16 protein-coding genes and 1 pseudogene are annotated in these 16,979 nt (G+C 69.3%); 9 read left to right on the top strand and 8 right to left on the bottom strand.

Features of this window, described 5'->3' with window-relative positions:
* Positions 1–78: 78 nt before the first annotated feature.
* Positions 79–423 carry a WhiB family transcriptional regulator gene (locus ACI2LP_RS32710; RefSeq protein ID WP_360880570.1) on the top strand — a complete coding sequence of 115 codons (345 nt, stop codon included), beginning with the start codon at positions 79–81 and terminating at the stop codon, positions 421–423.
* A gap of 150 nt (positions 424–573) precedes the next feature.
* Here the strand turns inward: ACI2LP_RS32710 and ACI2LP_RS32705 are convergent, their stop codons facing one another.
* The gene (locus tag ACI2LP_RS32705; protein WP_404728166.1) at positions 574–1,830 is read right to left on the bottom strand and encodes an ArsA family ATPase; all 1,257 of its coding nucleotides are present in this window, start codon (positions 1,828–1,830) and stop codon (positions 574–576) included.
* Positions 1,827–2,789, bottom strand: a complete 963-nt coding sequence (locus ACI2LP_RS32700; protein ID WP_404728165.1) for an ArsA family ATPase — start codon at positions 2,787–2,789, stop codon at positions 1,827–1,829. The genes ACI2LP_RS32705 and ACI2LP_RS32700 overlap by 4 nt, the downstream gene beginning before the upstream one ends.
* Before the next feature lie 83 nt (positions 2,790–2,872).
* On the opposite strand from ACI2LP_RS32700, the gene ACI2LP_RS32695 reads away from it, so the two are divergent.
* The 5 genes from ACI2LP_RS32695 to ACI2LP_RS32675 all read left to right on the top strand — a co-directional run bounded on the left by ACI2LP_RS32695 (position 2,873) and on the right by ACI2LP_RS32675 (position 8,686).
* On the top strand, positions 2,873–3,031 hold the full coding sequence (locus ACI2LP_RS32695; RefSeq protein WP_003967454.1) for a DUF4177 domain-containing protein: 159 nt from the start codon (positions 2,873–2,875) through the stop codon (positions 3,029–3,031).
* Entirely contained in the window at positions 3,028–3,498 is a 471-nt protein-coding gene (locus ACI2LP_RS32690) for a RidA family protein (protein ID WP_404728164.1), read from the top strand. The genes ACI2LP_RS32695 and ACI2LP_RS32690 overlap by 4 nt, the downstream gene beginning before the upstream one ends.
* Positions 3,499–3,871: 373 nt before the next feature.
* Positions 3,872–6,862: a PQQ-dependent sugar dehydrogenase gene (locus ACI2LP_RS32685; protein ID WP_404728163.1), complete on the top strand. Its 2,991-nt coding sequence runs from the start codon at positions 3,872–3,874 to the stop codon at positions 6,860–6,862.
* An 89-nt stretch (positions 6,863–6,951) separates the two neighbouring features.
* Positions 6,952–7,815 (top strand): NUDIX hydrolase, encoded by an 864-nt coding sequence (locus ACI2LP_RS32680; protein ID WP_404728162.1) that lies wholly within the window; start codon positions 6,952–6,954, stop codon positions 7,813–7,815.
* Between the two features lie 40 nt (positions 7,816–7,855).
* Positions 7,856–8,686 carry an MBL fold metallo-hydrolase gene (locus ACI2LP_RS32675; protein WP_404728161.1) on the top strand — a complete coding sequence of 277 codons (831 nt, stop codon included), beginning with the start codon at positions 7,856–7,858 and terminating at the stop codon, positions 8,684–8,686.
* Between the two features lie 111 nt (positions 8,687–8,797).
* Here the strand turns inward: ACI2LP_RS32675 and ACI2LP_RS32670 are convergent, their stop codons facing one another.
* Positions 8,798–9,472 (bottom strand): Crp/Fnr family transcriptional regulator, encoded by a 675-nt coding sequence (locus tag ACI2LP_RS32670; RefSeq protein WP_017947815.1) that lies wholly within the window; start codon positions 9,470–9,472, stop codon positions 8,798–8,800.
* A 329-nt stretch (positions 9,473–9,801) separates the two neighbouring features.
* Here ACI2LP_RS32670 and nth point away from each other — a divergent pair, with 329 nt between their 5' ends.
* The 3 genes from nth to ACI2LP_RS32655 all read left to right on the top strand — a co-directional run bounded on the left by nth (position 9,802) and on the right by ACI2LP_RS32655 (position 12,780).
* Positions 9,802–10,644 carry an endonuclease III gene (nth, locus tag ACI2LP_RS32665; RefSeq protein WP_404728160.1) on the top strand — a complete coding sequence of 281 codons (843 nt, stop codon included), beginning with the start codon at positions 9,802–9,804 and terminating at the stop codon, positions 10,642–10,644.
* Between the two features lie 128 nt (positions 10,645–10,772).
* Entirely contained in the window at positions 10,773–11,516 is a 744-nt protein-coding gene (locus tag ACI2LP_RS32660; RefSeq protein ID WP_404728159.1) for an NUDIX hydrolase, read from the top strand.
* 64 nt (positions 11,517–11,580) lie between these two features.
* Positions 11,581–12,780 carry a MarP family serine protease gene (locus tag ACI2LP_RS32655; RefSeq protein ID WP_360880627.1) on the top strand — a complete coding sequence of 400 codons (1,200 nt, stop codon included), beginning with the start codon at positions 11,581–11,583 and terminating at the stop codon, positions 12,778–12,780.
* Positions 12,781–12,856: 76 nt separating this feature from the next.
* On the opposite strand, the gene ACI2LP_RS32650 is transcribed toward ACI2LP_RS32655, so the two are convergent.
* The 5 genes and pseudogenes from ACI2LP_RS32650 to ACI2LP_RS32630 all read right to left on the bottom strand — a co-directional run.
* Positions 12,857–13,045, bottom strand: coding sequence for a hypothetical protein (locus tag ACI2LP_RS32650; RefSeq protein ID WP_360880597.1), 189 nt, complete (start codon positions 13,043–13,045; stop codon positions 12,857–12,859).
* 127 nt (positions 13,046–13,172) lie between these two features.
* Entirely contained in the window at positions 13,173–14,102 is a 930-nt protein-coding gene (locus ACI2LP_RS32645; protein WP_404728158.1) for an alpha/beta fold hydrolase, read from the bottom strand.
* A gap of 116 nt (positions 14,103–14,218) precedes the next feature.
* The gene (locus tag ACI2LP_RS32640; protein WP_404728157.1) at positions 14,219–14,668 is read right to left on the bottom strand and encodes a phage holin family protein; all 450 of its coding nucleotides are present in this window, start codon (positions 14,666–14,668) and stop codon (positions 14,219–14,221) included.
* A gap of 63 nt (positions 14,669–14,731) precedes the next feature.
* On the bottom strand, positions 14,732–16,129 hold the full coding sequence (gene nhaA, locus ACI2LP_RS32635) for a Na+/H+ antiporter NhaA (protein ID WP_404728156.1): 1,398 nt from the start codon (positions 16,127–16,129) through the stop codon (positions 14,732–14,734).
* Positions 16,130–16,523: 394 nt separating this feature from the next.
* A pseudogene (locus tag ACI2LP_RS32630) lies at positions 16,524–16,979 on the bottom strand (acetyl-coenzyme A synthetase); the annotation flags it as partial.

Here is a 16,979-nt window from a genome sequence, read left to right as displayed (position 1 = left end):
TAACGTCCTCAACTGGCAGCGGTGAATATGCCGCTGCCGCCGTGGGGGAGCCTCGATTCGGGAGAGGACGGCACCGGCATGGGCTGGGTAACCGACTGGAGTGCGCAGGCAGCCTGCCGCACTACCGATCCGGATGAACTGTTTGTACAAGGGGCAGCGCAGAACAGGGCCAAGGCGGTGTGCACCGGTTGCCCGGTGCGGACCGAGTGCCTGGCCGATGCGCTCGACAACCACGTCGAGTTCGGCGTCTGGGGTGGAATGACCGAGAGGGAGCGTCGCGCACTGCTGCGCAGGCGTCCTACGGTCACCTCCTGGCGAAGACTGCTGGAGACCGCGCGCACGGAGTACGAGCGCAGTGCGGGCATTCTGCCCGTGGGTCTCGACGACGACGAGACGTACGAGACATACGCAGCGGTGGGGTAGCCCACGGAACACGGTGAGGTAGTCCTCGGTGGGACAGTCGCGGTGGGACCGGCCCTCCGCGGGTAGCCCACGAGGGCCTGTACGCGAGGTCCTGCACGCGAGGTTCCCGTGAACCGGGAGCCGTGGAGGGATAGCCAACCGCTGTTGTCTCTAAGCAGCTCCGGCCGGATCGTCACCACCGGTCGCGAGCCGATCACCGATGGCCCGAAGACCGGCAAGATCGTGTACATCGCCGGGCAGCGCGGGCACTTGGGCAACCGCCACCTCGGGGTGGAGTGCGGTGAAGCGGTCGCGCGTCCGCTGTTCGCGCGCGAGCACCTGCATCCGTTCGGCGTGCAGGCGTAGCAGCCCCGCGGTCAGTTGTTCCGTGGTGTGGTCGGTATGGTCGGTTTCGTCCACGGACGGGGATTCGGGAGAGGCGCCCGTGGCGTCACGAACACCAGTCTTCCCGGACCTCTGATCCACAATGCGGCCCTCGTCAAGATTTTCTGCGGCGGCAAGCGCCCGCTCGGCGGAGAGCCGGGCGGCGCCGCTGCCATGAACCCGGTTGAGGACCAGACCGGCCAGCGGCATCTCCTCCGCCGCCAGCCGCTCCACGAAGTACGCCGCCTCCCGCAGCGCGTCCCGCTCCGGCGCCGCGACCACCAAAAACGCTGTGCCGGGCGCCTGCAGCAGCCGGTAGGTGGCATCGGCCCGGGTACGGAAGCCGCCGAACATGGTGTCCATCGCGGCGATGAAAGTCTGCACATCGCGCAGGAGTTGACCGCCGAGCAGTTTGCCGAGCGTCCCCGTCATCATCGACATACCGACATTGAGGAACTTCATCCCCGCCCGGCCGCCCATCTTCGCGGGTGCCATCAGCAGCTTGATGAACTTGCCGTCCAGGAAGGACCCGAGACGCCCCGGCGCATCCAGGAAGTCGAGGGCGGAGCGCGACGGCGGGGTGTCGACGACGATCAGGTCCCACTCGTCGCGGGCGCGCAGCTGCCCCAGCTTCTCCATCGCCATGTACTCCTGCGTGCCCGCGAAACCGGCAGACAGGGACTGGTAGAAAGGATTCTCCAGGATCGCCCGGGCCCGCTCGGCGTCCGCGTGCGCCTCGACGATCTCGTCGAAGGTGCGCTTCATGTCGAGCATCATGGCGTGCAGTTCGCCCTCGCCCTCGATGCCCTTGACCCGGCGCGGGGTGTTGTCGAGGGAATCGATGCCCATGGACTGGGCGAGCCTGCGGGCCGGGTCGATGGTCAGGACGACCACCTTGCGGCCGCGCTCGGCCGCCCGCACCCCGAGAGCCGCGGCGGTCGTCGTCTTGCCGACGCCGCCGGAGCCGCAGCACACGATGATCCGCGTGGCCGGGTTGTCGATGAGCGGGTCGACTTCGAGGGTGGCCGACGCGTCCAGGGTCATGAGCCGGTCCCTTGCTTCCGCAGTTCCTTGGCCAGTTGGTAGAGCCCCGCCAGGTCGACTCCCTCGCTGAGCAGGGGGAGTTCGTACATGGGCAGATCGAGGCCGGAGAGCGTGGCGCGCTGCTCGCGCTCCAGCTCGACGCGCTGGGCATGGTCCGCGGCCTGCTCCAGGAGCGGGGTGACGAGCTTCGCGGAGCCGCTGACGCCCGCCGCCGTGAGCACCTTGGCGATGTCCGCACGCCGGCCGTCGGCCGCGCTGCGCACCGCCTCCTCGTCGAGGATGTGCGGGCGCACCATGTTCACGATCGCCTTGCCGACGGGGAGGCCTGCGGCACGCAGTTCGGCGACGCCGTCCGCGGTCTCCTGTACCGGCATCTCCTCGAGGAGCGTCACCAGATGGACCGCGGTCTCGGGGGACTTGAGGACGCGCATCACGGCCTGCGCCTGATTGTGTATCGGGCCGAACTTCGCAAGTCCGGCCACTTCGTCGTTCACATTGAGGAACCGGGTGATGCGGCCCGTCGGCGGGGCGTCCATCACCACGTAGTCGTACGTGTACGAGCCCTGCTTGGTCCTGCGGCGTACGGCCTCGCAGGCCTTGCCGGTCAGCAGCACGTCCCGTACGCCCGGGGCGACCGTGGTCGCGAAGTCGATGGCGCCGAGTTTCTTGAGCGCGCGGCCCGCACTTCCCAGCTTGTAGAACATCTGGAGGTAGTCGAGGAGGGCGCGCTCGGCGTCAATGGCCAGCGCGAACACCTCTCCGCCGCCCGACGAAACGGCGATCTTCCGCTCCTCGTACGGAAGTGCCTCCGTCTCGAAGAGCTGCGCGATGCCCTGTCTGCCCTCGACCTCGATGAGGAGTGTCCGCTTTCCCTCGGTGGCGAGGGCGAGCGCGAGGGCGGCGGCGACCGTCGTCTTACCGGTACCACCCTTGCCGCTGACGACCTGAAGCCTGCTCACGTATTCGAGCCTAACCAGTCGGGCGGCGGGCTACGCACGAGGCTGCCCGCAGGTGCGGGTGAGGTGCGGCTACAGTCGGCTCCATGACCAAGTGGGAATACGCGACCGTGCCCCTTCTCGTGCACGCGACCAAGCAGATTCTGGACACCTGGGGCGAGGACGGCTGGGAGCTCGTCCAGGTCGTTCCCGGGCCGAACAACCCCGAGCAGCTCGTGGCGTACCTGAAGCGGGAGAAGGCATGAGTGGCGTCGTCGACAGAAAGCTGGCGGAGCTCGGGCTGACGCTGCCGGAGGTCGTGCCGCCGCTGGCCGCGTACCAGCCGGCCGTGGTGTCGGGTGCGTACGTCTACACCGCGGGCCAGCTCCCGATGGTGGAGGGCAAGCTTCCGGTCACCGGAAAGGTGGGCGGCGAGGTCACCCCCGAGGAGGCCAAGGAGCTCGCCCGCACCTGCGCGCTCAATGCGCTGGCGGCCGTGAAGTCGGTTGTCGGCGATCTGGACCGGATCGCCCGGGTTGTGAAGGTCGTTGGCTTTGTCGCTTCGGCGTCGGACTTCACCGGGCAGCCCGGCGTGATCAACGGCGCGAGTGAGCTGCTGGGCGAGGTGCTGGGCGACAAGGGTGTGCACGCGCGCAGTGCGGTGGGCGTCGCGGTGCTGCCGCTGGACGCTCCGGTGGAGGTCGAGATCCAGGTCGAGCTCGTCCAGGACTGACTCCTCGTCCAGGACTGATTCCTCGTCCAGGACTGATTCCTCGTACAGAGCCCATCTCCTCGCACGCGGCCGACTCCTCATCCGGCGCGGGCTGAGCAAGAACTGACTGATCGTTCAGGCAGGGCGATTGCTTCGTCCGGCCGGGCGATCGTTCGGGACTGACCCGCTGTTCAGCACAGAGCGCCGCTTGTACGGGACTGAAGCTCCTGGTCAGGCCATACGCAAGGCCCCGTGTCCGCCGGCTTTCCGGTGGAGGCGGGGCCTCGCTCGTCTTTGGTAAACCCTTGCATCTCTCTTGACGTGGACGCGTCGCCGGGTGTGACCTGTCCACGGTTAGGAACGTTTCCTAACCATCTGAACGCAGGAGGGATCCGTGGCACCAACCCCCCGCCGGTCGCGCAGAGCGGTCGGTGCTCTCGTGGCCGCGGCCACCGCAGCCTTAACCGTGGCCCTGCCCACCCTGAGCAACGCCCAGCCGGCCGCCCACCATGCCGAAAAGACCGTGAGCGCCGCGCCCGTCCGCTACGAGGCCGAATCGGCGACCGTCTCGCAAGGTGCAACCGAGTCCAACCACGCGGGCTTCTCCGGCACCGGCTTCGTCAACTACACCAATGTCGCCGGGGGCTATGTCGAGTTCACGGTGAACGCCCCCGCCGCGGGGAGCGCCACGCTGGCCCTCGGCTATGCCAACGGCACCACCGGCAACCGCCCGCTGGACATATCCGCCAACGGAGCCGTCGCCTCCGCCAATCTCGCCTTCCGGCCCACCGGCGCCTGGACCACCTGGTCCACCGTGACCACCACGGTCAGGCTCAAGGCGGGCGCCAACACCATCCGCGCCACCGCCACCGCCGCCGAGGGCGGCCCCAACCTGGACTTCATCGACGTCACTCCCGCCGACAACCAGGCAGGCACGGACTACGAGGCCGAGTCCGGGACGATCTCCCAGGGCGCCGTCGAGTCCAATCACGCCGGCTACTCCGGTACCGGCTTCGTCAACTTCCAGGCCGTGACGGGCGCCTCTGTGGAGTTCACCGTCGACTCCGCGCAGGCTGCGAACGCCACGCTGGACTTCCGCTACGCCAACGGCTCCACCGCAGGCCGCCCCCTGGACATCACGGTGAACGGCACCTCGGCCGCCGACGACCTCGCCTTCCCCGTCACCGGCGCCTGGACCACCTGGAAGACCGCCTCCGTCAACGCGGCCCTCAAGGCGGGCTCCAACAAGATCCGCGCCACCACCTCCGCGGGCGACGGCCCCAACCTCGACAAACTCACCGTCACCGCGAGCGGCCCGGCCGACACCGAGAAGCCCACCCCACCCTCCAACCTCCGCAAGGACAAGGAGCCGACGGCGTCCACCGTCTCGCTGGCCTGGGACGCGTCCACCGACAATGTCTTGGTCACCGGCTACGACATCTACCAGCACGGCCAGTTGATGAAGCAGGTCGACGGCAGCACGCTCGCCGCCACGGTGGAAGGCCTCAACCCCGAGACCTCGTACGACTGGACGGTCTTCGCCCGTGACGCCGCCGCCAACGTCTCCGCCGCGAGCAACGCCGTCACCATCGCCACCCAGCCCGCCCCGCCGGACAACGAGCCGCCGAGCGTGCCGGGCAGTCTGCGCTCCACCGCAAAGACCGCGACCAGCGTCGATCTGGCCTGGAGCCCCTCCACGGACAATGTGAAGGTCACCGGGTACGAGATCTACCGCGACGGCGCGGCGGCCGGCACCGCCGACTCCACCACGACGACGATCGCGGGCCTGAAGGCCAACACCGCGTACAGGTTCAAGGTCAGGGCCTTCGACCTGAAGGGCAACAAGTCCGACTTCAGCACCGAGATCACGGTCACCACCGGCGGCAGCCAGCCCGGCGGCGTCCCCGACCCCGGTGTCGTATCGACCCTCGCCACCGGCGTCGATGTCGCCTGGGGCCTGGGCTTCCTGCCCGACGGCTCCGGCATCTACACCGAGCGGAACACCTTCAACGTCTACCGGCTCACCAAGTCGGGCACCAAGACGCTGATCGGCAAGGTCCCCAACGCCGTGGGCACGGGCGGTGAGGGCGGTCTCCTCGGCGTCGAGATCAGCCCCGGTTTCAGCACCGACCATTACCTCTACTTCACCCACACCGCCGCCGAGGGTAACCGCATCGTGCGGATGAAGTACGAGAACAACGCGCTCAGCGACTACAAGATCCTGCTCCAGGGCATGGAGAAGAGCCGCTTCCACAACGGCGGCAGGCTGCGCTTCGGCCCCGACGGCAAGCTGTACGCGTCGATGGGTGATGCCCAGAGCGGCAGCCGGGCGCAGGACAAGAACTCGCTCAACGGCAAGATCCTTCGCATCAACCCGGACGGCACGATCCCGTCGGACAACCCGTTCGGCAACGCCGTCTGGTCGCTCGGTCACCGCAATCCGCAGGGTCTCGACTTCGACTCCCAGGGCCGGTTGTGGCAGGCGGAGTTCGGCAACAGCAACATGGACGAGGTCAACCTCATCCAGAAGGGCGGCAACTACGGCTGGCCCAACTGTGAGGGCACCAGTGGCAGCTGCTCCGGCTACATCGCGCCGAAGAAGACCTGGCCCACGTCCTCGGCCTCACCCAGCGGACTGACCATCATCAACGACCACGTCTTCGTCGCGACCACCGTCGGCCAGCGCGTCTACCGGCTGCGCATCGACGCCGGCAGCAACCTGGTGGAGCAGAAGACGTACTTCCAGGGGACGTACGACCGGCTGCGCACCGTCGAGGTCGACCACGACGGCGACATCTGGCTCACCACATCCACGGACAAGGACGGCACGGCCGGCAACGACCGGATCCTCTTGATCGACATCGTCTACTCGGGCGGCAGTCCGCAGCCCGGCGATTTCAAGCTGACCAGCGGCGCCTTCAGCGACAACGCCACCATCCCGGCGAAGTACACCTGCGCCGGTGACGGCACGGCGGGCCAGGATCCGTCGCCGCCGCTGGCGTGGGGCGCGGGCAGCTCGGGGGCGAAGAGCTATGCGATCGTCTTCGCCGACGTCGCGAACGGCGGCAACAAGCTGCACTGGGCGATCTGGGACATCCCTGCCGCGAAACTCTCACTCCCCGAGGGGCTCGGGTCGGGCTACGACGTTCCGGGTCAGGACGGCGCCAAGCAGAAGGCGATGGGCAGCGGGGCGAACTCGCAGAAGTTCTTCGGACCCTGCCCGGGCGGCTCGACCCATCCGTACACCTTCACGCTGTACGCGGTGAACTCGGCGACTGTGCCGGGGCTGACCTCGGGTTCGTCGATGGCCCAGATCGAAACGGCGATCAAGAACGCGAGCACCGCGAATGTGAGACTCCGGGGCAACTCCAACGCGGGCACATGACGGAGAGTCCGGGGCTGTGACGGGGGGCGAGGGGCGGCAGGGCACGGCCGCCCCTCGAACATCCCGACGGATGCGCATAGCATCCGTCCATGTCCAATGGTCAGTGGTACCCGCCGGAGTGGCCGGACCGGATTCGCGCGCTCGCGAGCGGTGAGCTCACCGCCGTGCCGCCGAAGCGGGCCGCGACCGTGATACTGCTGCGCGACACGGCCGACGGGCCTGCCGTCCATATGCTGCGCCGACGCGCCTCCATGGCATTCGCCGGAGGCGCGTACGCATATCCGGGCGGCGGGGTCGACGCACGGGACTCCCGGCCGGTCCGGTGGGCGGGCCCCCCGCTCACGGACTGGGCGGACCGGCTCGGCGTGGACACCGCATCCGCGCAGGCCATTGTGTGCGCGGCGGTCCGGGAGACGTACGAGGAGGCGGGCGTCCTGCTCGCGGGCCTCACTCCCGACACGGTCGTCGGCGACACGACGGGCGACGACTGGGAGGCGGACCGCCGGGCGCTGGTCGACCGGGAGCTCTCCTTCGCGGACTTCCTGGACCGGCGGGGTCTGGTGCTGCGCTCGGACCTGCTCGCGGCGTGGGCGCGCTGGATCACCCCGGAGTTCGAGCCGCGCCGTTACGACACCTGGTTCTTCGTGGCGGCCCTGCCGAAGGGCCAGCGGACGCGGAACGCGTCGACGGAGGCGGACCGTACGGTGTGGATACGCCCCGAGGACGCGGCGGCGGGCTACGACAAGGGCGACCTGCTGATGATGCCGCCGACGGTCTCCACGCTCCGGGCGCTTCAGCCGTACGCGACGGCCGGGGCGGCGCTGTCGGCGGCGGCGGGTCAGGACCTCACTCCCGTACTGGCCAAGGCACGGCTGGAGGACGGGAGACTGGTGCTGAGCTGGCCGGGCCATGACGAGTTCACCAAGCACATCCGGACGGAGGGCTCGCGATGACGGAAGGCGCCGGGGCCCGCCCGCACCCCGGAGGTGTGCGATGACCGAAGCAGCGGCTCTGCCCGGGCAGCCCCGCGGTGGTGTGCTCTCCGGGCCCGCCACCGACCGCGCCGTGAACGTCCTCGCGCCCAACCCCTCCGCGATGACGCTGGACGGCACCAACACCTGGATCGTCTCGGAGCCGGACTCCGAGCTGGCCGTCGTCATCGACCCGGGCCCGCTCGACGACGCCCACCTGAACCATGTCATCGCCACGGCGGAGAAGGCGGGCAAGCGGGTCGCCCTGACCTTGCTCACGCACGGCCACCCCGACCATGCCGAGGGCGCCGCACGCTTCGCCGAGCTGACGCGTACGCATGTGCGCGCCCTCGACCCGGCGCTGCGGCTCGGCGACGAGGGGCTCACGGCGGGGGACGTGATCCGGGTCGGCGGCCTCGAGCTGCGCGTCGTCCCCACCCCCGGCCACACCGCCGACTCGCTCTGCTTCCACCTGCCCGCCGACCGGGCCGTGCTGACCGGCGACACGATCCTCGGGCGCGGCACGACGGTGGTCGCGCACCCCGACGGGCGGCTCGGCGACTACCTCGACTCGCTGCGCAGACTCCGCTCGCTCACGGTCGACGACGGGGTGCATACGGTGCTGCCGGGCCACGGGCCCGTACTCGACGACGCACAGGGCATGGTCGAGTTCTATCTGGCCCACCGCGCCCACCGGCTGGCGCAGGTGGAGACGGCGGTCGAGGACGGGCATACGACGCCTGCCGCGGTGGTCGAGCATGTGTACGCGGACGTGGACAGATCCCTGTGGCCTGCGGCGGAGCTGTCGGTACGGGCGCAGTTGGAGTATCTGCGCGAGCACGGGCTGATCTGAGCCGTCGTCCCGCGCATGCGCAAGGGCCGCCCGGGAGTCGTCCCGGGCGGCCCTTGTCGTACGTCTGTCCGACGTCAGGAGCTGCGCTCTGTCGCTGCCGTCTGCCGTTGCTCAGCGCGAACGCTTCGCGAGCCGCTCCACGTCCAGCAGGATCACGGCCCGCGCCTCGAGCCGGAGCCAGCCGCGCTGCGCGAAGTCGGCCAGGGCCTTGTTCACGGTCTCGCGGGAGGCGCCGACCAGCTGGGCCAGCTCTTCCTGGGTCAGGTCGTGGACGACATGAATGCCCTCCTCCGACTGCACGCCGAAGCGGCGCGACAGGTCGAGGAGCGCACGGGCCACACGGCCCGGGACGTCGGAGAAGACCAGGTCGGACATCTGGTCGTTGGTTTTGCGCAGCCGACGGGCGACAGCGCGCAACAGCGCGGTGGCCACCTCGGGGCGTGCGTTCAGCCAGGGCTGCAGATCGCCGTGGCCGAGGCCGAGGAGCTTGACCTCGGTCAGCGCGGTGGCCGTGGCCGTGCGCGGGCCCGGGTCGAACAGGGACAGCTCACCGATCAGCTCGCCCGGGCCGAGGACGGCGAGCATGTTCTCGCGGCCGTCGGGGGACGTGCGGTGGAGCTTGACCTTGCCTTCTGTGACCACGTAAAGGCGGTCGCCGGGGTCGCCCTCGTGGAAGAGCGCGTCGCCACGGGCGAGCGTCACTTCACTCATCGAGGCGCGGAGCTCCGCGGCCTGCTCGTCATCGAGCGCCGCGAAGAGCGGGGCGCGCCGCAGAACGTCGTCCACGAGTTCTCTCCTTGTCGACCTGCTCAGGGACCATGGCCCCCATGCTGCTCAGGGGCTGTGGCCCCATGATGCCGGACCGCGCTGCATTGGACCGTGGCCGCAGCACCGTACGGCGGCGCTGCACTGTACAGCGGCGCGGGGGCCGGATCACCAGCAGTAAAACCGTGCGATCAATCACAACAAGTCTGACGCACTGGAGCGCCTGTTCGTGCGGCAGGGGCCCGATTGGGCTCTGATTACCCGTGACCGGGGCGGATGTCAGTGGGGGACCGTAGGCTGGCCGGGTGTCCAATTCGCCGGTGAGAGCGCAGGCCAAGGGGGCTGGGAGAGTGTCTGGAAAGCTGAATTCCGCTGTGGGCGAACAGTCCTCGCCCGGCGGCAAGAAAACGACCAAATCGGTCAAACCGGAATCGCGGCTGGCGATGGTCCGCCGCGCCCGCCGGATCAACCGTGAGCTGGCCGAGTTCTATCCGTATGCCCATCCGGAGCTGGACTTCGAAAATCCCTTTCAGCTGCTCGTGGCCACCGTCCTGTCCGCCCAGACGACGGACCTGAGGGTGAACCAGACCACGCCCGCGCTCTTCGCGAAGTACCCGACGCCCGAGGATCTCGCCGCCGCGAATCCGGAGGAGGTCGAGGAGCTCATCCGGCCGACCGGCTTCTTCCGCGCCAAAACCAAGTCGATCATGGGACTGGCGACCGCCCTGCGGGACAACTACGGCGGCAATGTCCCCGGCCGCCTCGAAGACCTCGTCAAGCTGCCCGGCGTGGGCCGCAAGACGGCCTTCGTGGTCCTGGGGAACGCCTTCGGGGTGCCCGGGATCACCGTCGACACCCACTTCATGCGCCTTGTGCGCCGCTGGCGGCTGACCGAGCAGGAGGACCCGGTGAAGATCGAGGCGGAGATGGCCGCGATCTTCCCCAAGAGCGAGTGGACGATGCTCTCGCACCGGGTGATCTTCCACGGCCGCCGCATCTGCCACGCCCGGAAACCGGCCTGCGGTGCCTGTCCGATCACTCAGCTGTGCCCGTCGTACGGAGAGGGCGAGACGGACCCGGAGAAGGCGAAGAAGCTGCTGAAGTACGAGCTGGGCGGCCTGCCGGGCCAGCGCCTGAACCCGCCGCCGGACTATCCGGGCAAGCCGGCCCCACCGCTGGGGGCGGCCGGGTGACGCTGCTGCCCGAGGCGAGGGCCGTACGAGTGCCCGAGCCGGCGGCCGTAGGAGTGCCCGGGCCTCGGGCCGTACGAGCCACGGAACGATCCAAGCGCCCCAAGGCGTTGTGAACGAGGGGTGCCCTGATGCGCGCTGGAGAGAACACGTACGACGACACGTTCAACGAGGCGTACGACGAGACGTACGGGACGAGCTGTGACGGCGAGATCGCCGTCACAGCCGATGGGCTGCCCGCCTGGCTCGACCCCGTCGTGCGCGCCGCGGACACCGTCGAGCCCGAGCAGCTCAGCCGGTTTCTGCCGCCCGAGAGCGGCCGCGGCAGGCAGTCCGCCGTCCTGATCCTGTTCGGCGAGGGCGACAGGGGTCCCGAGGTGCTGCTCATGGAGCGCGCCGGCAGCCTTCGCTCGCACCCGGGGCAGCCGTCATTCCCCGGCGGCGCGCTCGACCCGGAGGACGGCGACCCGGCGACCACCGGGCCGCTGCGGGCCGCGCTGCGCGAGGCCGAGGAGGAGACCGGCCTCGACCCGGCGGGCGTCCAGGTCTTTGGCGTACTGCCCAAGCTCTACATCCCGGTGAGCAGTTTCGTTGTCACGCCCGTACTGGGATGGTGGCGCACCCCGAGCCCGGTCGGGGCGGTCGATCCTGCCGAGACCGCGCGGGTGTTCACGGTGCCCGTGGCGGATCTCACGGACCCGGCCAACCGTGCGACGACGGTGCACCCGAGCGGTTACCGCGGCCCTGCCTTTATCGTCGAGGGGGCTCTGGTCTGGGGTTTCACCGCGGGCGTGATCGATCGCATCCTGCATTTCGCCGGATGGGAACGACCATGGGACCGCGCCAAGCAGGTCCCGCTGGACTGGCGCTCATGACAGGCTGATCCCAGCCGCTCCAGGCCGACGGAGCATAGGCGACGAATCTGCGAGGCAAATGACGGTGAACGTGCTGGACATTCTGTTGCTGGTCGCCGCCGTGTGGTTCGCGATCGTCGGTTATCGCCAGGGCTTCGTCGTCGGCATCCTGTCGGTGATCGGTTTCCTCGGCGGCGGTCTCGTCGCTGTGTATCTGCTGCCCGTGATCTGGGGTCAGCTGACCAACGATTCCGACGTGTCCACGACAGCCGCGGTCGTGGCCGTCGTGATTGTGATCGTCTGCGCCTCGGTCGGCCAGGCCTTCACCACCCACCTCGGCAACAAACTGCGCAGACACATCACCTGGTCACCCGCGCGCGCCCTGGACGCCACCGGCGGCGCGCTGGTCAACGTGGTCGCGATGCTGCTGGTCGCCTGGCTGATCGGTTCCGCGCTCGCCGGGACCTCGTTGCCCACGCTCGGCAAGGAGGTCCGCAACTCCAAGGTGCTGCTCGGGGTCTCCCGGGTGATGCCCGATCAGGCCAACACCTGGTTCACGGACTTCTCCTCCGTCCTCGCGCAGAACGGCTTCCCGCAGGTCTTCAGCCCGTTCTCCAACGAGCCCATCACCGAGGTCCAGGCGCCGGATCCGGCACTGGCGGGCAGCCCGGTGGCCGCCCGCGCGCAGCGGTCCATCGTGAAGGTCGTGGGCACTGCGCAGAGCTGCGGCAAGGTCCTCGAAGGCACGGGCTTCGTCTTCGGCGAGCGCCGCGTGATGACCAACGCGCATGTCGTCGGCGGAGTCGACGAGCCGACCGTGCAGATAGGCGGCGAGGGCAAGCTGTACGACGCGAAGGTCGTGCTCTACGACTGGCAGCGCGACATCGCCGTACTGGACGTGCCCGACCTCAATGCGCGGTCGCTCCAGTTCGCCGACTCGGACGCGCGCAGCGGCAACAGCGCGATCGTCGCCGGCTTCCCGGAGAACGGGTCGTACGACGTGCGTTCGGCCCGCGTCCGCGGCCGGATCAACGCCAACGGCCCCGACATCTACCGCCGCGGCACCGTGCGTCGCGATGTGTACTCGCTGTTCACGACGGTCCGTCAGGGCAACTCCGGCGGGCCGCTGCTCACGCCCGACGGCAGGGTGTACGGCGTCATCTTCGCCAGGTCGCTGGACGACCCGGACACCGGTTACGCCCTGACGGTCGACGAGATCCGCGAGGACATCTCATTCGGCCTGACCGCCAACCAGCAGGTGGACACGCAGGGGTGCGCGCTGTAGCGCCTGCGGTGGTGGCGGTGCGGTGATGGCGATGAGGTGGTGGTGGCGCGTGCGTCAGCCGCGGATATGCCGCAACTCAGCCGCGGGTATGCCGCAGCCGCGCCGACACCCAGCGGGCGCGGCGCCTGAGGATGCGGGGAATACCGATCCCTTGCCCCGGATGCTCATGGCCCTCCGTCGGGGGGCCACCCCTCTCCTGGGTGATCGGCCCACTGGCCGACCGGCGGTTGCGTGCTGCGTCACCGTAGTCGTGCGTCCAGCCCATACCCCGACGTGTGCCCCTGCCCCAAGGTCGGTAACCGCGTCAGGGGCGGCCAATTGGCCTATGCGCCAGGCATTTGGCTGTTCGTAGTACAAGTGTTCACTGATGTTGTTGGTGCGCACGGGCTGGCCTACCGGTCGGGCTCGGGGTCCTTCAGCCAGTTGATGAGCTCCGTGGAGAACGCCACAGGGTCCTCCTCATGGGGGAAGTGGCCGAGGCCGTCGAACAGGCGCCAGCGGTACGGCGCCTCCACGTACTCGCCCGAGCCCGCCGCGCTGCGCGTCCGCATCGCCGGGTCGAGCGAGCCGTGCAGATGCAGCGTCGGCACCCGCACCGGGCGCTTCATACGGCGGTTGAACTGGATGCCGTCCGGCCGCGCCATCGACCGCACCATCCACCGGTACGGCTCGATCGAGCAGTGCGCGGTCGACGGAATGCACATGGCCCGCCGGTAGACGTCCACCGCGTCCTCCTCCGGCGGCTGCGGCCCGGACCAGTCCTGGATCAGCTTGCCCACCAAGGCCCCGTCGTCCGCCAGGAGCTGACGCTCCGGCAGCCACGGCCGCTGGAAGCCCCAGATGTACGAACCGGCACGGCTCTGCGAGAAGTCGGAGAGCATCGCCGAACGCCACCGCCGCGGATGCGGCATCGAGGAGACCGCGAGGCGGCGCACCAGCTTCGGCCGCATCACCGCCGCCGTCCACGCCAGATAGCCGCCCAGGTCGTGCCCGACCAGCGCCGCGTCCGGCTCGCCCAGGGACCGTACGACTCCGGTGATGTCGAGCGCGAGGTTCGCGGGGTCGTAACCCCGCGGCGTACGGTCGCTGCCGCCCACGCCGCGCAGATCCATCGCCACCGCCCGGAACCCCGCATCGGCGAGCGCGGTCAGCTGATGCCGCCACGTCCACCAGAACTGTGGAAAGCCATGCAGCAGCAACACCAGCGGCCCGTCGCCCACCTCGGCGATATGGAAGCGCGCACCATTGGCCGCCACGTCGCGATGTGTCCAGGGACCATCGATGCGTACGGGGCTTCCAGTACCGGTATCAGGGGCCGTCATGCAGACGAGCGTGCCACACCTGCGCACCCCGCGTTCGCCACGCCCACCCCCCAAAGGGCGGCGGACCGCACCCGATGGGCGCTCCGCCGGAGCTCAACGGCCCTGCGGCCGCCTCCTCAGACCGAGACCTTGGCCTGCGCCGGCCGGGTGTGCGGCTTGACGCCCTGCAGTACGGCGGCCGTCTCCTTGGCCGACGCGATGGACCTCTCCGGTGGCTTGACCTCCTTGAATTTGGCGACTGCCAGCAGCGACAGAATCCCCGCGAGCAGCAGATAGGCCCCGCCCACGATCAGGAACGACCACGCCAGGCCGAGACCCAGATTGTGAATCCCGTACGCCGCCGCAAAGCTCAGCACCGGCAGCGAGAAGAGCGCGAACACTCCCGCGACGGTCATGGAGACTCCGCCGATCGCACCGCGCTTCACGTCCTGCCGCAGCTCGGCCTTGGCCAGGGCGATCTCGTCGTGCACGAGCGCGGACATCTCGGCGGTCGCCGAGGCGACCAGCTGGCCGAGACTGCGGTCGGCGCTGACAGTGATCGCCGCGCTGTTGCCGGGGTCGCTCATCGCTGACTCCCTCTCCTCATCGACGGATTCCTCATCAACTTCATCAACGGATCCGATGTCAGATCATGCCGGACTGTCGCCGTCGTCGCGCGATGCCCCTGCCAGTTCGGCCCTGCGACGGTGCTCAGCGGCCTTCTCCTCGTAGATCGCGGCCATCCGCAGGTGGTACTCGGGGTTGTCCTGCTCGTAGATGTCGGGGATGCCGTCGCGGTCTTCGTCGCGCTCCTCGTCCTCGACGAGCACCCGGTACTTCCGTACCCGCAGCTTGAGCAGAATCCCGGCGAACAGGGCGGCGATCAGGGAGCCCATCAGGACCGCTGCCTTGACCTCGTCGGTCAGCACGGGGTCCCCGGTGAAGGCGAGTTCGCCGATGAGCAGCGAGACGGTGAAGCCGATGCCCGCCAGCGTGGCGACGGCGAACACGTCCGGCCAGGCCAGGTCGTCATTGAGCTCGGCCCGGGTGAAACGGGCAGCCAGCCAGGTGCCGCCGAAGATGCCGACGGCCTTGCCGACCACCAGGCCGAGGACGACGCCGAGGGGCTCGGGCTGGGTGAAGACATGGCCGAGCAGATCGCCGGAGACGGCGACACCGGCCGAGAAGAGGGCGAACAGCGGCACGGCGAGTCCCGCCGAGAGGGGCCGCACGAGGTGCTCGATGTGTTCGCCGGGGGAGTGCTCCTCGCCGTCGCGCCGCGTGCAGCGCAGCATCAGGCCCATCGCGACTCCGGCGATGGTGGCGTGGACGCCGCTGTTGTACATCAGCGCCCAGACGACGAGCGCGAGAGGTACGTACACGTACCAACCCCGCACGTTCTTCCTCAGCAGCAGCCAGAAGACGCCGAGGCCGACGACCGCGCCGCCGAGCGCGGCGAAGTTCAGGTCGCCGGTGAAGAAGACCGCGATGATCAGGATCGCGAACAGGTCGTCGACGACGGCGAGAGTGAGCAGGAACGCACGCAGCGCGGACGGCAGCGACGTGCCGATGACCGCGAGAACGGCGAGCGCGAAGGCGATGTCGGTCGCGGTCGGGACGGCCCACCCGTCGGTGGATCCGCCGCCTGAGGCGGCGACGAGGGTGTAGACGAGCGCGGGCACGGCCATGCCGCAGAGCGCGGCGATGACGGGGAGGGCGGCGGCCTTGGGGTCGCGCAGCTCACCGGCGACGAGCTCGCGCTTGAGCTCGATCCCGGCGACGAAGAAGAAGATGGCGAGCAGCCCGTCGGCGGCCCAGTGCTCGACCGAGAGATCAAGACCGAGGGCGGAGGGGCCTATGTGGAAGTCGCGTACGGATTCGTAGCTTTCGCTGAGCGGGGTGTTGGCCCAGATCAGCGCGGCGATCGCGGCGACGAGCAGCAGCACGCCCCCGACGGTCTCGGCCCGCAGCGCATCCACGACGTAGGTCCGCTCGGGCAGCGAAAGGCGTGCGAGGAACTTACGACTGGGGGTGGTGGGCGCGGCCACGTCGGGGGACCTCCGGTCGGGTAGGCAGGACACAGCACATGCCGACCAGACTTCCCGGCGCACCTGGGTCGTTCTTGTCGCGTCCTTGACGCGATCTTCACTCTACCCAACGGCGCAAGGGCGTATCCGGCGAAACTCATATTAGGTACATAAGGGGCGGCGGGCGCGATGTGTGTCGTGCGCGCCTGAGGCGCGGAGCCGCGGTGGGTGAGTGCGCCACGGGTGACGTGCGCCTACGGCGTGGGCTGCCCTGTCGGGGTCGGGGACGGGCCCGGCACGTCCCGCGGTCCGCGGCGCGGAGCTGCGGTGGGCTCGTTGGGGCCCGCTTCCCACCGCGCATCAACGAGGGAGGGGTCCGACCGCCAGGCGGTCGGACCCCTCCGTAAACACCCCGTCAGTCCTCGGACGCCGCCGTCGGCAGCTTCGCCTGGATCAGGTCCATCACCGACGAGTCCGTCAGCGTCGTGACATCACCCAGCTGACGGTTCTCCGCCACATCCCGCAGCAACCGCCGCATGATCTTGCCCGAGCGCGTCTTCGGCAGCTCCGCCACCGGCAGGATCCGCTTCGGCTTGGCGATCGGCCCAAGCGTCGCGCCCACGTGGTTGCGCAGCTCGTCCACCAGTCCCGCGTCCTCCGCCGCGTTGCCGCGCAGGATGACGAAGCCGACGATCGCCTGACCTGTCGTCTCGTCCGCCGCGCCGACGACTGCCGCCTCTGCCACCTTCGGGTGCGAGACCAGCGCCGACTCCACCTCGGTGGTGGAGATGTTGTGGCCGGAGACGAGCATGACGTCGTCGACGCGGCCGAGCAGCCAGATGTCGCCGTCGTCGTCCTTCTTGGCGCCGTC

The organism is Streptomyces sp. NPDC019890 (assembly GCF_044903445.1).
Taxonomy (GTDB): domain Bacteria; phylum Actinomycetota; class Actinomycetes; order Streptomycetales; family Streptomycetaceae; genus Streptomyces.
The sequence above is the reverse complement of the archived record's forward strand: the minus strand, read 5'-3'. Positions and strand labels throughout refer to the sequence as shown.